16 protein-coding genes are annotated in these 16,358 nt (G+C 46.5%); all 16 read left to right on the top strand.

All coding sequences use genetic code 11. From position 1 onward, the window contains the following. Positions 1–2: 2 nt before the first annotated feature. A complete protein-coding gene (locus M0413_RS11520) occupies positions 3–239 on the top strand; it encodes a hypothetical protein (protein ID WP_249554265.1) in 237 nt (78 codons plus the stop codon). A gap of 2 nt (positions 240–241) precedes the next feature. Next, the gene (locus M0413_RS11525) at positions 242–703 is read left to right on the top strand and encodes an HK97-gp10 family putative phage morphogenesis protein (protein WP_249554267.1); all 462 of its coding nucleotides are present in this window, start codon (positions 242–244) and stop codon (positions 701–703) included. Continuing rightward, positions 700–1,068, top strand: a complete 369-nt coding sequence (locus tag M0413_RS11530; RefSeq protein ID WP_249554269.1) for a DUF3168 domain-containing protein — start codon at positions 700–702, stop codon at positions 1,066–1,068. The genes M0413_RS11525 and M0413_RS11530 overlap by 4 nt, the downstream gene beginning before the upstream one ends. A gap of 94 nt (positions 1,069–1,162) precedes the next feature. Then, complete coding sequence (locus M0413_RS11535; protein ID WP_249554271.1) at positions 1,163–1,636, top strand: phage tail tube protein; 474 nt, start codon at positions 1,163–1,165, stop codon at positions 1,634–1,636. An 83-nt stretch (positions 1,637–1,719) separates the two neighbouring features. After that, a complete protein-coding gene (locus M0413_RS11540) occupies positions 1,720–2,214 on the top strand; it encodes a phage tail assembly chaperone family protein, TAC (protein ID WP_249554273.1) in 495 nt (164 codons plus the stop codon). Then, positions 2,109–2,405 (top strand): phage tail assembly protein T, encoded by a 297-nt coding sequence (locus tag M0413_RS11545; RefSeq protein ID WP_249554319.1) that lies wholly within the window; start codon positions 2,109–2,111, stop codon positions 2,403–2,405. Before M0413_RS11540 ends, M0413_RS11545 begins: the two co-directional genes overlap by 106 nt. A gap of 56 nt (positions 2,406–2,461) precedes the next feature. Then, a complete protein-coding gene (locus tag M0413_RS11550) occupies positions 2,462–5,206 on the top strand; it encodes a phage tail tape measure protein (protein ID WP_249554275.1) in 2,745 nt (914 codons plus the stop codon). Further along, positions 5,206–5,541: a phage tail protein gene (locus tag M0413_RS11555; protein WP_249554277.1), complete on the top strand. Its 336-nt coding sequence runs from the start codon at positions 5,206–5,208 to the stop codon at positions 5,539–5,541. Before M0413_RS11550 ends, M0413_RS11555 begins: the two co-directional genes overlap by 1 nt. A gap of 15 nt (positions 5,542–5,556) precedes the next feature. Then, a complete protein-coding gene (locus M0413_RS11560; RefSeq protein ID WP_249554279.1) occupies positions 5,557–7,740 on the top strand; it encodes a hypothetical protein in 2,184 nt (727 codons plus the stop codon). 5 nt (positions 7,741–7,745) lie between these two features. Next, positions 7,746–8,405, top strand: a complete 660-nt coding sequence (locus M0413_RS11565; RefSeq protein ID WP_249554281.1) for a DUF4376 domain-containing protein — start codon at positions 7,746–7,748, stop codon at positions 8,403–8,405. Beyond that, entirely contained in the window at positions 8,398–9,123 is a 726-nt protein-coding gene (locus tag M0413_RS11570) for a phage minor tail protein L (protein ID WP_249554317.1), read from the top strand. The genes M0413_RS11565 and M0413_RS11570 overlap by 8 nt, the downstream gene beginning before the upstream one ends. Before the next feature lie 133 nt (positions 9,124–9,256). Next, positions 9,257–9,712: a hypothetical protein gene (locus tag M0413_RS11575; RefSeq protein ID WP_249554284.1), complete on the top strand. Its 456-nt coding sequence runs from the start codon at positions 9,257–9,259 to the stop codon at positions 9,710–9,712. Beyond that, the gene (locus tag M0413_RS11580; protein ID WP_249554286.1) at positions 9,702–10,145 is read left to right on the top strand and encodes a hypothetical protein; all 444 of its coding nucleotides are present in this window, start codon (positions 9,702–9,704) and stop codon (positions 10,143–10,145) included. Before M0413_RS11575 ends, M0413_RS11580 begins: the two co-directional genes overlap by 11 nt. A 186-nt stretch (positions 10,146–10,331) precedes the next feature. Then, the gene (locus M0413_RS11585) at positions 10,332–11,051 is read left to right on the top strand and encodes a C40 family peptidase (protein ID WP_249554288.1); all 720 of its coding nucleotides are present in this window, start codon (positions 10,332–10,334) and stop codon (positions 11,049–11,051) included. Between the two features lie 66 nt (positions 11,052–11,117). After that, a complete protein-coding gene (locus M0413_RS11590) occupies positions 11,118–11,744 on the top strand; it encodes a tail assembly protein (RefSeq protein WP_249554290.1) in 627 nt (208 codons plus the stop codon). 4 nt (positions 11,745–11,748) lie between these two features. Next, complete coding sequence (locus M0413_RS11595; protein WP_249554292.1) at positions 11,749–16,326, top strand: TipJ family phage tail tip protein; 4,578 nt, start codon at positions 11,749–11,751, stop codon at positions 16,324–16,326. Positions 16,327–16,358 lie beyond the last annotated feature (32 nt).

Below are 16,358 nucleotides of genomic sequence, written 5' to 3' on the forward strand. Positions count from 1 at the left end.
CCATGAATACACCTCAGATTTTCACCATTGAAAATACCAGTGAAATAGGTAAGCCTGTTGAGGTGTTTTTAAATGGTAAAAAAGTGGACCACTGTGTTTATGCCGATACTAAAAAAGGCAAGGTGGTGTTTTGTCCGCAGCCACTTAAAGTCCATAAACATAAAAAGAAAGTGATCTGCAAAACGCGTTACGGCCGCGTCACAGTTGAGTACCTAAACAGCCAAAACAAAGCAGGTTAACCATGGCAACCTCAGATTTCAGCATTGTTGGCTTAAAAGAAGTTAAAGCCAAAATGAACAAGGTTAACCAAACCGTGCTTGATACAGGCACTCGTTCAGCGCTTCGCAAAGCCGCTGGCATTGTTAAAAAAGCGGCGCAACAAAACGCGCTGGGAGTGGATGACCCAAAAACAGGGCGAAGGATCCGCGACAACATCACCCTGCAGTTTGCTAGCCGGTTATTTCAACGCAATGGGGTGATTATGTATCGCGTTGGTGTAGTAACCAATCGCGGCCGTATTCCAACGCCAAATGCCGACGAAGGCGCCCGCGGAAATACACCACACTGGCATTTAGTTGAGTTCGGTACCGAACGCGCCCAAGCACAGCCATTTATGCGCCCAGCATTGGCTAACAATATCAACCAGGTGATAAACAGCTTTACCTTTGAATTTGATAAAGAACTCGATAAGGCACTTTCATGAGTACCGCGCCTATTTTTGTGGTTTGCCGCAATAGTCCAGAGGTAACCGCGCTACTCGGTACCAACCCAACAAGGCTCTTCCCCTTTGGCCAAGCACCGCAGGACGTAGTAAAGCCATATGCCGTTTGGCAAGTGATCGGCGGCAGTCCTGAAAACTATTTAGCCGGCAGACCAGATACCGATGCATTCACCCTGCAGGTGGATGTATATGCCGACTCAGGCAGCACAGCCTCAGCGGTGGGTGATGCCATTCGTTATGCCATTGAGCTAGATGCCTATACCACCAATTACAACGGTGATGACCGAGATAAAGAAACAGGCAATTACCGCCACAGCTTTGATATTGATTGGCTAGTCACCCGTTAGCCACTCTCAAAAATACCGCACTTAAAACCAAAAGCCTCTGCAACCGCAGAGGCTTTTTTGTATCTGCCGCAAGGCTATTGTTAGGAGCAACAACATGAGTATGAAAACGCAGGGCACCCAGCTCTATGCACTAGATCCGGCAGATGATTCTGTTTTAGCCATCATTGCCGTGACAAGTATCGACGGTATCGATAGCCCAGTAGACCCAATTGAAACCACTCCGCTTGAAGCTGATGCCCGTGAATTTGTGGCTGGTTTAAAGTCACCAGGCGCGGCGACATTTGGCATTAACGTAGACCCAAAGCATGAATCACACCTACGTTTGCACCAACTCAAAACCGCAGGTACTACCCTTAAGTGGGCGCTTGGTTGGTCAGATGCTAAAGATGTTCCGCCAACAGTTACCAGCAAAGCCTTTGTATTGCCAACAAGTCGTACATGGATCACCTTTGAAGGCTTTATGACGGCCTACCCATTTGCCTTTGCGCAAAACGATGTGGTTAAAAGTACTATCGGCATTCAAGTATCAGGCGATCCTGTGCTGACTCCTGCATCAACAACGCCGTAATTTCAGTTAAACCATACAAAAGCCCACCTAACCGTGGGCTTTTTGCTTTTTCATCTTAACTAACTTAATCCTAAGGAATAATCATGGAATTAAGTGTTGCAAACCTTCTTAAGACTGGTTCATATTCGCCAGCCAAGCCAGAACGCCGCGAAATTTCGTGGATAAACCCCGAAGGTGTTACTTGCACTGCATTTGTGTACATCCGTAAAAAGTCATTCGCTACCGCTAATATCGAAGCCAACAATTACAACAATGGAGTCGATTCGCTTACGTCTCGCATTGTTTCAAGTGTTGTTGATGAGCAGGGAAAACCTCTATTTGAGATTGACGACATCCTTGGTAATAAGGCTCACGGGCCCATTTGCGACTCATTAGGCATGGCCTTAATTGGTGCAATTAACGAGGTTAACGGCATTGGGCTAAAGCCAGACCCGGAAACCTTACCGCCGACTCAGAATTCTGGCACGAGCTCGTGCTCGCAGGAGTCGGCGGACGAACTATCGAAGAAGCCCAGCAAAACCTCACGCATCGAGAAGTTATCGACTGGATCGCCTACCGAGCAAAGTTCGGCCCCTTAAGCATCCAAGCGCGGCAAGAGCGCATTGCCGCAGCACAAATGCATCACATCAACACCATTCACGGCGGCAAAGCCAAGTTTGAAGATTTTATGATCTTCAGCCAGTTAGACGAGGCAGCTCAGCCAGAAGCCACCGTTAACGATGTATTAATGATGCTCAAAGCCAGCGCGATTAAAAAGCAAACCGATTAACAGCAATAAGGCCAAGGACGGCCACCCATCAAGCAGAACACCAAGCAGGAATTCCCATGGCGAATAAGTCTCTCGGCACACTCACGCTAAACATGGTTGCCGAAACAGGCAGCTTTGTTGAAGGCCAAACTAAGGCAGAACGCGCCTTAGCAAAAACCGAAGCTGCCGCAGCCAAACAAAAAGCCGAACTTAACCGCTTACTTGGGCAAATTGATCCGCTAGTTGCTGAGTACAGCAAGCTAGACAAAATGGAGCAGCAGCTACGCCGCCACCGTGAATCTGGCTCTCTAGGTCAAAGTGAATACGATACCTACAGCAAAAAAATTGCGCAGATGCGCAATGATTTGGCTGTTACAAATAAAGAATACGTTTCCGGATATAAGTCGTCACAACAATTATCATGGGCTATAAGATCGTTGCCAGCACAGTTTAACGATATAGCAGTATCACTCCAAGGTGGACAAGATGCTCTGACAGTATTACTGCAGCAAGGTGCTCAAATCAGCGATATGTTTGGCGGCATCGGTCCCGCTATTAGCGGTGTTGGTACATATATTTTAGGTTTAGTTAATCCATTTGCCGTAGCTGCTGCGGCAGCGGGTGTAATGGCATTGGCCTATTATCAGGGCAGCGTAGAAGCCGATAGGCTGCGTAATGCGCTGATATTAACGGGTAACTCAGCGGGTGCAACCTCTGACCAACTCATGGGCGCCGCCAAGCGTATTGATGCCATTAGCGGTACTCAACGCCAAGCCGCTGCAGCACTGGCAGAGGTCGCCAATACAGGCAAGTTTACCGCCAGCCAAATTGAGTTAGTCGGCCTTGCCGCTGTGCAAATGGAAAATACCACGGGTAAAGCCGTTGCCGATACGGTGGCGGAATTCGTCAAACTGGCAGATGACCCGGTAAAAGCCTCCGAAGAGCTCAACAAAAAGTTTAACTTCCTCAGCGCCTCGACCTATGAGCAGATTGTCGCCTTAAAAGAAGCGGGTAAATCCACTGAGGCCGCAGAACTCGCCTTTAGTGCCTATAGCAATGCTATTGATCAGCGCACTAAAGAAATCACCGGCAACCTTGGCACCATCGAAAAAGCATGGAAGGCAATTAAATCTGGCGCGGTTGAATCGTGGGATCAAATACTCAATATCGGTCGTGCCGATACCTTAAAAGAAAAGCTAGCAGCGAATGCTAAAGAGATTAACGATCTTATTGCTCTAGGCAAGGGTTCTGGCGGCGAGGCAACCCGTCGTGAAAACCTATTAGCCAAGTTACAGGCAGAAGGTAATGAGCTGGTAAAACAGCTGCAGTTAGAAGAAAAAATAGCAGCAGAACAAGCTGAAAGAGCCAAACTAAACCAAGACTCCATCGAAGCCCAGCGTGCCATTGCCAAAGTTACCGAAGAAACCCTTACCAACGAGCAAAAACGCAATAAGGCGATTAAGGAATACAACGACAATATAGAGAAGGTGCGCGAAGCCGATCCCAATAGTGCCTTGCTGAATGCCGATAAAATCAAACGTGATTTGGCATCGATTGAAGAAAAGTTTAAAGACTCAGCCAAAACCACTAAAGCCTTTGCCGATGATGCTGCAACTAGCTACCTTATGCGCCTGCGCGAAACTCAAGCAAGTTTGCAAGGCCAACTAGACAGCAACACTAAGCTCACGCAATCACAAAAAGAGCTATTGCAGTTTGAGCAGCAAATTGCTGATATCAAAAATAAAGAAACCCTAACCGCACAGCAAAAAAGCCTGCTAGCTGAGCAATCAGTGATCCGCGCCCAGCTTGAAAAAAACGTCGCTCTCGATGAAGAGCTTAAAAAACGTAATGAGGCGCTGCGCCTACAAAGTTACAGCGCCAATCTTGCTGCCAACTTAGCCGCAGAGCAACAACGCAATGCAGACAAACTCGCCAGCTTTGGCTTAGGCGATAAAGCACAACAACGCCTAGGTGATCGCCAAAGCATTGAGCGCGATATCGAACGCGCCCAAGGTAAGGCATTGTCAGACAACCTTGCAGGCCGCACCACCGATGAAGAGTATCAAGCCCAGCTGGCGATGCTTAAGCAAAACCTCAGCGAACGATTAGCCGCGCAAGATGAGTACTATATTGCCCTTGATGCCAAACAAGCCGACTGGACAAATGGTGCCCGTTCATCAATGCAAAATTATATTGATGCCGCAGCGGATATGGCTGGCCAAACTGAAAAGCTGTTTGATAGCGCCTTTGGCGGCATGACTGACGCCTTAACCGACTTTGTGACCACTGGTAAGGCCGACTTTGCCGGGTTAGCTAAGTCTATCTTGTCAGATCTCGCCAAAATCGCCATGCAAAAGGCGATTGCAGGTATCGCCAGCAATATTTTTGGCGGATTCGCTGATGGTGGCGCCGTTGGCTATTCATCCGGTGGTTACACGGGAGCAGGCGGTAAATATGAGCCTGCAGGTATTGTTCATCGCGGTGAAGTGGTTTGGTCACAACGCGATGTTGCCCGTGCGGGTGGCGTGGCCACAGTCGAAGCCATGCGCAAAGGCCACAAAGGCTATGCGGACGGTGGTGTCGCAGGCGGCGCAGCCTATAACGGTGTGCCAGCAGCGGCCATGGCTGGCGCTGGCGTGGTGCATGTTGAGGTGAATATTGACCAAAGCGGCAAAGCAACGACCACAGCTGATACGCCAGCATTAAGCCAGTTCGGCAGCGAATTAGGCAAGTTTGTTGAGCAAAAATATCGCCAATTACTTGCCAACGACTTAAAGCCTAACGGCCAAATTGGTCGCACCATGGCTGGAGGTTATCGTTAATGCCGCAAACATTCACATGGGCACCCGATAACGGTGCCACAGGCGATACCCAATATCGCACTCGCACCGCTCAGTTTGGTGATGGCTACAGCCAATCAGTAGGCGATGGCATTAACAGCAAGGTGCAAAGCTGGCCGCTCACGTTTACCAAAAATAAAGCCACGGCCGAGGCGATAGTCGCCTTTTTTGACGAACACCAAGGCGCTAAGTCATTTATCTGGACGCCGCCCCTAGGCACCGCATCGCTATGGCAAGTTAAACAGGTCACCAACACCCCATTAGGCGGCGGCATGTATCGCATCGCCGCCACTTTCGAACAAGCATTTCATCCTTAATTAGGGCGCAATCCAATGGCATTTGAAACAATTAATCTAGGCACCCAGCCAGCGGGCACGGGTGGCGATACCGCTCGATCAGCATTTGAAAAAACCAACCGCAACTTTTTAGCCGCAGATGTACTCTCCGCCGCAATGTCACAAGCGCAGTTTGAAGCGATTCGGGCGCAGAACAAAGAACGCTATGCCGCGAGCGGATGGGTTAGCTTTGGTAATCATGAATCAGCAAAACAAGTCAACGAATGCAAGCCGGGGCTTTATACATCACTCACTACACCAAATACCTTGTTGATTGGTAAAGCTGGCGGGGTTGGCGGCTCTAAAACTGATCATGCATCGGTACATATTGATGGTGTTATTTTCAACTTAACCAATCAATTTGTACTAACTCTGCCATCACATCCAACCTCTGTTTTACCTGAACGCATGGATATGTATGGTGTTGAGTCAGAAAAGGTGGAAATAAGCTCAGCATCACCAAACGCCTACCAAGGTGGGCTGCGTGGAGTAGGTGCAGCAGTTAACTTATTTACTGCCACAGATCAGCAGAAAAAAGACTTCTTTGCTCAAAACTCAAATACTACGTTTATCGGCTCTGACGGAAAAATATATCAGTGGCAGTTGTACAAGATTGCATTTGCTGGCACAACTGGCGGAGTGCCATCCCCTACGGAACAGGGCTACTCACTCAATTCATTTGGTGATCTATGGCTTAAAGCGGGTAAAAACTTACTCTATTTTGGTAATATTCTGCGGCTAAATGATGGCGGGTATCATCCTTCTTTCAACCCGCTTGGCGCCGCAAAATTTGTAGGAGACACTTTCTGGTTTAATACATTAACAACTATTACATCAAGAGCTGATTGCTTTAACCCTGATAAGTTGCTAGCTGGGTCTGGATTAATTGCAAGCGGTAAATCTGGAAGAGAAGTTGACGGCAGGTATGCAGATGTAATTTATGAAGCTGGATTTGGTGGCGTCTGTAGAGATATGCGTTATATAGCAAAAGGTATTAAAACGTCTGATTGCTTATCTTATGAAATAAATGCTATATCAGAAAAATGCAGAGGTTTTGAAATAATAGAAAGAACAAAAGGTGCAGTTGTAACCATCTTACAATCCCCATTTGATGCATTTTTAAACGGCGTTGATTGCAGAATTTATAGAACGTCAGCAAATATAAATGATTTTGCTATAAAAAATATAGATGTTAACTCACCATTGAACACTCAGAGACGTAGTGCCCTAAAATATCAAGGGGTAACTTACAGGGGCGGGGTGCTATCAGGTAATGGATATAACATAGATTTTATATGGGTAAAATCTGATGGTGAAAGCCCAAATATTACTGCTAACGATGAGGTTACTGTGATAATTACTGGGGAAACAAATAAAATAATTGGTGGACCATTCTTGCAATTAGATGTGTTTGCAGATCCTGATTATATCATATCAAACAGTCACCTATCAGGTGGTTGGAATGGAAATCTTATAAATGGAATACCTGATGGTACATCAAAAGAGATCGAATACTCACGCCGTAAGATTGGTGAAGCAGCAAATAAAGGGTTTGCGATATGGACATATGACTCAGGAATGGTTTGGGATGCTGGCACTTTAACGGCATCTGGAAATGATACCAAAAACACGTTCGCAGAAATTTCAGTCCAATCTAATTTTCTTGCCATAATACCGTATATCGCCTTTGCAAAACTAACTGAGCCTGCAGTTAATTCAATAATTGAGGGTCTAATACCATACAACGTCTTTGCTTCTTCGGACTATCGCCCTGAAAACGGTGCTCTGTTGGGTGAGTCGTTAATTGGAAAAGTGTTGAAAAACAATTCAGGCGTATCAGTTAATAATAAGTCGTTATTATCTTGTGCCATTGATAGCACTGGTAAATTAACATCAGCCGCTAATTTTGACGGGATAACTCACCAAGCATTAACGCTTGGAGCGCCAGCAAATAATTCACCTGCGTTTAAAGTGGTGAGCTATCTAGCCAACATCAACCAGCAAGCCGTTCCTCACTTTGCATATACCGAGCTTAGACATAACGGCACAAGCTTTGGTGATGATGGCAAGCAAACTATTGTCGATAACCAATCAACCAAACTAAATGATCATGGTGTGACCGTAGTTGTTGGCACAGCTCGCCTCCGTGAGCCTCTTGGCTGGTTTAAAAATAAGGTCTAATTCTCATGGAAATGTTTTATGAAGAGGTCACCACTGGCGAAAATGGTGCGCAAACATTGCCAGAGAAGGCTATTAAGCAGAGACCTTATGCAGCGTCACTCGATGATGTGCTTCGAGTGGTAAAACTCCATGCTGCTAATCCAGCAATGCATCATGTGATCGATAAGTTTATCGAGTTGTACTCCGTTACGTTGCAATGGGATTGGTTCGAACAATATCAAGCATGGCTTGTACGTAAAGCTGATGCCGAGCTTAATGCGCCAGCGCTACCGATAGAAACCCAAGATCAACAAGTGCTTGAACGTCAATTATTTGCAGAGCCTGAGCCTGTTCGTCCTGAATTTAAAACGATTGAGCAATATCGCGCTGAAATATTGATTGATGGCATTAGCATTGATGAATACCTATTCCGTACCCAACGAACTGCTGCAGTTAACTCAATTACTGTTGAAGTCGATGGACTGGTGTTTGATGGTGACGAACAATCACAGCGCAGAATGTTGGCGGCAATTCACGCTTCAGAAGATGCTGGGATTGAAAGCACTATTTGGCGCTTAGCAGATAACACCGAAGCTGCCGTCACTGTAGAGCAAATTCGCCAGGCGCATTCGTTGGCGATTATCGAGAAAGGCAAGCTATGGACTAAAGGTGCCGCCGATGCTTAGTGCCGATATTCAAACCCTCGAACCTGGCAATGAGGTTATTCTCTATGAAATAGATGGTACCGCCTTTGGTGCCGATATCCTGCGCTTTCATGCTCACAATATTCCTTACTCAGATGCGGACCTTAATCAACCAAATTTACCCGCGCGGATCATCCATTGGCAAGGCGAGCAATATAGCGCATGGCCAGCTCAGTTAGAAGGGGTGGAAGTTAACTCCGATGGTTCACCCAGCACACCAACGTTAACCGTTGCCAACATCGATGGCAGTATCAGTGCCCTGTGCTTATATTTTCAGAACATGGAACAAGCCAAGGTTACGATCCGCAGAACGCTGGCTAAATATCTCGATGCAGCCAACTTTCCCAGTGGCAATAGCGAAGCGGATCCAACGCAAGAAGCGGTAGAGATTTGGTATGTTGATAAAAAGGTGAATGAGGATAATGTCGCCGTCACTTTTGAGCTCTCAAACCCTGCTGACTTGTCAGGCCAAAAAATTGGCCGACAAATGACTGCTTATTGCTCATGGTGTCAACGCGGTGAATATCGCGGCGCCGATTGTGGCTACACAGGTGAAGCCATGTTTACCGAAGATGACGAGCCGACTGATAACCCAGCACTTGATCAGTGCTCTGGCACGATAGCCGGTTGTACTTTGCGATTTGGCGAAAATGAAGAATTACCCCACGGCGGATTCCCCAGCGTTAGGCTTATACGTTAAGTGGGAATCATCAATTTATATGTTTTATCTTATGCTTTTATCATTTTTTTAATGAGTATGTTTTTATATTTATAGTGTTAAGTTATTCTCTTGCTGAAGTAAATTAATCCTTCATAAATCTAAGGAGATGTCTGTGGCTGAAGAGGCTATTGGTAAGGAGCAGACACAGGTACAAGGAAAAGAATTTGATGAACCATTATTGATGCATGGTGGCATCGATATTGAGCCTGAGAGGTATATAGCTGAGAAACCTTATGATCTAACAAAATATGAGTTTAAAGTTCTTAAAACCTCTTCATCTTCAGAGCTATGGTTTAACTTGTGCGCTGGCGGAACTGCTGGGATTGTTATTGCTGTTATTGGGAAAGTGTTATCATCTTTGATTGAAAAGGCGGAACCTTCACTAGAGATTTGGGAAATATTTGCTATCTTTGCAGGCGTTATAATGAGCATTATCATAAAAAAATGTTATAGAACGAAAGACGAAGTGGAGAAAGAACAGTTGTTAGACGTTGTAGAGTCACATTTTGTTCAAACCAGAATGCGCAGAGTTCACCTGACTGGTAGGGAGAGCAATAATGAGAAGTGATTCTTTGCCTAGTAATTTTAAACCCCCTAGGAAGATGAAGATTGGAACCAATTCATTTGATAACACGACTACGCTTCTTAACTTTAAAGGGTATGTTCCAATTTTGATTGGTGAGGGTGATAACCCTCATATATGGATAAATATTCCTGCAAATCAAGATGGAAGCGAGTGGTATCCTCTTGTTAAAGATAACTTTTCTACAAATCAATCTGTTATCGTTATTAAGAGTGATAATAGTGTCAAAGTAACTACTCCTGAAGGCGTCATCATCGATTGTGAAATTAAAAATGATAGAAGTATTTATGTAAAAAAACTGAATCTTAAACCATTTGGTATCAATGTATTTGCGGATGAGAAATCCATGAATATTATGGGTACATCGTTTACTTCCAGTAGTTTCTCTAATGTTGGTACAGTTGTTAGTATTCGCTAAAGCTCCATATGCAAGGTTGCAGCCCAACCTTGCTTCAATGTTAGTTTATCGTTTTTTAGCTGTCTTTGATTTAACATGAATCTAGCCTGTGTATTTATTTTATACGAAATTATATTGCTTATCTAAATCCATCAAGCATTTTCCCGCCGTCGGCAAAATGGTCTAACACAACCTAAGCAGGTCCCTATGCATCAAACGCTCTTGCATGCTTTTACTCAGCATGCGGCCAACTGCTACCCCAATGAATGCTGTGGACTGATCATCCAGCAAGGTAACAAGCCTTGTTATGTGCCATGCGATAACAAGGCAACCAACAAAGCCGATGAATTTGTGATTGATCCACTGCAATATGCTGCCATTGAAGAACAAGGGCAGATCATAGGCATCTGCCACAGCCACCCAGATGCGAGCAGCAAGCCTAGTCAACGTGATATTGCCATGTGTGAGGCGAGCGGCTTACCTTGGCATATCCTAAGTTGGCCAGACGGCGACTTACGTTCTATGGTGCCAACGGGTGAGCATAAACCGCTACTCGGCCGTCCCTTTGTGCATGGTGTATGGGATTGCTATAGCTGCGTGCGCGACTGGTACAGTGAGATGCAACAAATCCATTTGCCAGACTTTGAGCGCCAAGACGGCTGGTGGGAAGGCGAACAAGAGCTTTACCTAGATAACTTTGCCAAAGCGGGATTTGTGGCGCTGCCAAATATCAATCTAGCCGATCTACAAATTGGCGATGTGTTCTTAATGCAAATCCAAAGCCAGCGAGTTAATCACGCTGCTGTTTATGTTGGCGAAGGCAAGATCCTGCATCACCTCTACGGGCGCCTTAGCCGCTACGATATCTATGGCGGATACTGGCAACGCAATACCCGCTTGATAGTACGCTATGCCAATGCTGAATGATTAAATTTAAGCCACCAAATCGGTGGCTTTTTTATTGCCTCAAATTCATGTTTTTGCGGAAACACCATGATCACACATACCACTATCAAACTATCAGGATCCTTAGCGGCTAAGTTTGGCCGCGTTCATCAGCGCTTGCTCGAAACTGGCACCACTAATGAAGCCTTTAGCGCCCTTAAAAATACCTTGCAAGGCTTTGAGCTATTCATCAAAGAACAGGCAAAGCTCGGCTTGCGGTATGCCATTTTTCGCAATGGCCGCAACACTGGACAGGATGAATTTGATTTAGCCGGCACCAATGAAATCCGCATTGTGCCTGTAATCGCGGGCAGTAAGCGTGGTGGCATTCTACAAACCATCGTCGGCGCTGTGATGATTGTGGTTGGCGCCTATTTTGGCCAAGGCTGGTTAGTGCAGGCGGGTGTGGGTTTAGTGGCTGGTGGAGTGGTGCAAATGCTGTCACCTCAGGCAAAAGGACTAAATGGTAGGGAATCCGACGAGAACGCGCCAAGCTATGCCTTTGGTGGCGCGGTCAACACCACGGCGGCGGGTAATCCTGTTGGCATTGGTTACGGCAAGCGCCGTATTGGTGGCGCCATTATTAGCGCAGGTATTTACGCAGAAGATATAGCAACCACTAAGCGCCCCATTCAATCCGGTGGCGGCAATGGCGGCAATCAACAGGAGCCTTAACTAAATGGGTATTCCCGCATTAAATCAACAACTCGTTATCCATGGGGCTAAAGCAGGCGAAAGCGAGCAGCGTACTCCGGTTGAGTCGCCAGATGATCTGCGCTCCATTGCCAAAGCTAAAATCCTGCTGGCAATTGGTGAAGGTGAATTTGAAGGCCAATTATCCGGCCAAAATGTGTTTTTAGATGGCACACCTCTGCTAGATGCCAATGGCGCTGAAAACTTCCCCGGTGTGATTTGGGATTTTCGTCCGGGTTCTGTACATCAAACTTATATTCCTGGCTTACCATCGGTTGAAAACGAGGTGGCATTAGGGATTGAGTTAAAATCAGAGCAGCCATACACCAAAGCCATTACAAACTCACTGCTCTCTGCAGTTCGGGTGCGCTTTCGCTGGCCAGCGCTGCAACAGCAGCTTGATAACGGCGATGTAAACGGCTATCGCATTGAGTACGCTATTGATCTCTCTACCGATGGCGGTAGCTATCAAACCGTATTAAGCACCGCGGTGGACGGAAAAACCACTCAGCCCTATGAGCGCAGCCACCGTATTGATTTACCTGCTGGTAACAGTTGGCAGATCCGTATTCGCCGCTTAACGCCAAACCAAAACAACAACCGTGTGGCCGATTTAATGCAAATCGCGGCGATTACCGATGTGATTGACCGCAAACTAAAGTACCCAAATACGGCATTGCTTTATGTGGAGTTTGACGCCAGCCAGTTTCAAAACATCCCCGTGGTGTCGTGCGAACCCTTTATGCGAAAAGTAAAGGTGCCGACGAACTATAATCCGCTTACCCGAGAATATACGGGCGTGTGGGACGGTAGTTTTAAAATCGCATGGACCGATAATCCAGCATGGGTGAGTTACGACATTATCCTCGACGATCGCTTTGGCACTGGACGCAGGATCAATGCGTCGCTGGTGGATAAATGGGAGCTTTACCAAATTGCGCAATATTGCGATCAGCTGGTGCCAGACGGCAAAGGCGGCATGGAGCCTCGCTATATCTGCAATATCTACATTCAGCAGGCAACAGAGGCGTGGCAAGTGCTGCGCGATTTGGCGTCTATATACCGTGGCATGACCTACTGGTCAAACGGGCAAATGTACTCCGTTGCAGACATGCCTCGCGATATGGATTTTATCTACACCAATGCCAACGTGATCGACGGTAAATTTAGCTATTCATCCAGTAGTGAAAAAGTTAAATACACTCGCGCCTTGATCAGCTGGGATAACCCAGATAACGCCTATGAGTCCGATGTTACCTCGGTATCAGATCAAGCCTTACAGCGCCGATATGGCGACAATGTAGTCGAATTATCCGCCTTAGGTTGCACCCGCGAATCAGAAGCCCAGCGCCGTGGCAAATGGGCGATCTATACCAACAACAATGACCGCGCGGTGAATTTTAAAGTGGGTATGGATGGTAGCATCCCATTACCTGGTTATGTGATTGGTGTAGCCGATCAACTGATTGCTGGTAGCCGCATTGGTGGGCGGATCTCGGCGGTTAACGGCAAGCAGATCACATTAGACCGTGCGGCTACAATCGCGGTTAACGATCGCCTCATCATCAACTTGCCCAGCGGCAAGGCTCAGGCGCGTACCATTGAGGCCGTTAATGGCCGTGTGGTAACGGTAACCACCGAATACAGCGAAACTCCATTGCCACAGCTGTTATGGTCGGTTGAGTCAGACGAGCTAAAGCTACAGCAATTTAGAGTGCTGCGTGTCGCCAAAGCCAATAGCGACAGCATTGAGTACGAGATCACCGCAGTTGAGCATAACCCAAGCAAATATCCTTATATCGATACAGGCGCACGGTTAGAAGATAGGCCAATTAGTAAATTGCCCGTTGGAGCTCAAGAAGCACCGGCTAGCGTGACCATCAGCCAGTCAACATTTACTGAGCAAACACTGTCAATCACGACTATGACAATTCAGTGGGCCACAGCCAAAAATGCAGTGGCTTACGAAGTTGAATGGCGCAAAGACTCAGGCGAGTGGATAAAGCTGCCAAAAACTAGCAGCACATCGGTTGATATCCGTGGCGTTTACACCGGGCAATATATTGCGCGGGTGAGGGCGATCAACTCTGTCGACGTTTCGTCCGTTCCTAAGTCGTCCGACCTAACCAATATCACGGGTAAAACGGGATTACCGCCAGCGGTAGCATCTTTTACCACCACGCCGTTAGTGTTTGGCATTGCGCTAAATTGGTTATTCCCTGCAGGTGCAGAGGACACGCTCCGTACAGAGATTGAATACGGGCCCAATAATAACGACAGTGGCATGATCAAGTTAGGAGATTTTGCTTACCCAATTGCCACTCATACCATGACTGGATTAAGTGCCGGCGCTAGCTTTTGGTTTAGAGCTCGATTAGTTGATCGCACTGGCAACGTGGGGCCATGGTCAGGATTTGTTAGCGGACAGTCATCGACAGATCAAACTGAATATGATGAGTATTTCAGCGAGAGAATCACATCCTCAGCACTCGGACAAGAACTGCTAACAGAGATTGAGCTGATCCCGATCATTAAGATTGAAACGGATAAAATCCCTGCTATTCAAACATCATTAGATCAAAGTCAAAGTCAAATTGATCAAATACAAGCAGAGCTTGCAGATATTACAGGGGCTCCTGATTGGGATGGTGGTTCAGCATATCTAACTGGGCAGTTAGTTAAATATAACGGAAGCCTGTACTCAGCCAAACAAGATGTTCCAGGAGGAACGCTACCAACAAACACCACCTACTGGACAAAAATAGGCGAGTACTCATCTTTGGGTGAGGCAGTATCTGCTTTGACAGTGCGAGTTGATACCGTCGAAAGCTCGATAGAAACCATTGATGGCAAATTGACAGCAGAAACATCACGCATAGACGGTATATTTGCGCAAGTAAACCCGCCGCTTGCTGGTGATATTAGCTGGAATGCAGGATCAACTGTGGTATTTGCTGGCGTTTGGTCTGAGCAATATGCAAGAGCTGCCGCCGATGAGGCATTGGCAAAAAACATTGAAACTGTGGCCGCTAGCATTAATCAAAACACCGCCGCTATTATTACTGAACAAATGGCGAGATCCACTGCAGATGAATCGCTGGCAAACCAAATCATCAGCATTTCAGCCACAGCCAATGGCAATGCGGCGTTAATTAAGCAAGAACAAACCGCCCGTGCGGATGCCGACAGCGCCTTAGCAACACAAATCACCACGGTGCAGGCCTCTGCTACAGCGGCCAACTCTGCGGCCTCAACGGCGCAAACTGCCGCAGATCAAGCTAAAGCTGATGCGGCCGCTGCCGCTGGGATCGCCAATGGCAAAGGTAAGGTGATTATTCAATCGTCTGCGCCAGCGACAGCAGACCGTTTAGCGCAAAACCTATGGATTGATACCACTGGCAATGCCAATACGCCAAAACGCTGGAACGGCTCAGCATGGGTAGCAGTGACTGATAAAGCGGCCACGGATGCCGCCAGCGCCGCAGCAGCCGCACAAGCCGCCGCCGATGCGGCCAACACCAAGGCCACGCAAAACGCCGCCGCCATCCAGCAAGAACAAACCGCCCGTGCAGATGCCGACAGCGCCTTAGGTCAGCGCATTGATACCGTGCAGGCCACAGCAGGGGCTAACACTGCCGCTGTACAGCAAACATCTACCGCATTAGCTGATTTAGATGGCAAGCTGCAAGCCATGTACTCGATTAATGTTGGGGTAACGGCTGACGGTAAATACTACGGCGCAGGCATGGCGATAGGTATAGAGAACACGCCAGAAGGCATGCAATCGCAAGTTCTCTTTACTGCGGATAGATTTGCAATCATCAATCAAGTAACTGGCACAACGACTATTACCACCCCATTTGTAGTCGAGAATGGGCAGGTTTTTATGAATTCAGCATTTATCGGTGAGTTGCAGAATAAAACTTTAATACAACGAGAAGGAGGATTTTTATCAGTTTATGGAGCAGGGTTCGGCGTAAACAATGAGTTTATTGACTGGTACGGTCCAGATGTTGGCGATATATCAAACTGCTCAAAATCGAATGCGATAACCTACAGAACTAACAATGGTGATGCATACTTTGGTGGAACACTAAGTGCTGGGGTATTAAAAAATGGAGCATCATATACAACAAAAACAATCTATACATCAGCAATAAGCCCATTAACCATTGGCCCATTTGGGACAAATGGGAAAACTAAAAACTTAGTTTTTTCATACAGATGCACTGCTAGTTATGAGCAAGCTCTCGATCCTGGTAATTTGACAAATGCAGAAGTTCTTACAATGAAAGTTCAGCGGTTTGTTGGTAGTAGCTGGGTTGACGTTCCAGGCTCTGCTATTACACTTAACGGAAATGTTGAAAAAACTACAAATGATGAAAACATCCCTCCTACTTATAAAGTCTTTTATAGTTGCTCAGGAAGCGTAACTATTAGCGACAATCTAAGTAACTCAACAAGTGATGTAACATATAGAGTATATGTATCAAGTCACACACGGCCATTTAACAATGGCATAGTTAATAGTCAAACACTAACCCTAGTATCAACAGAACAGTAGATTTTTAAAAGCCGCATTAATTTTATGCGGCT

It is taken from the genome of Shewanella sp. 8A (genome assembly GCF_023475945.1).
In the GTDB taxonomy this organism is placed as follows: domain Bacteria; phylum Pseudomonadota; class Gammaproteobacteria; order Enterobacterales; family Shewanellaceae; genus Shewanella; species Shewanella xiamenensis.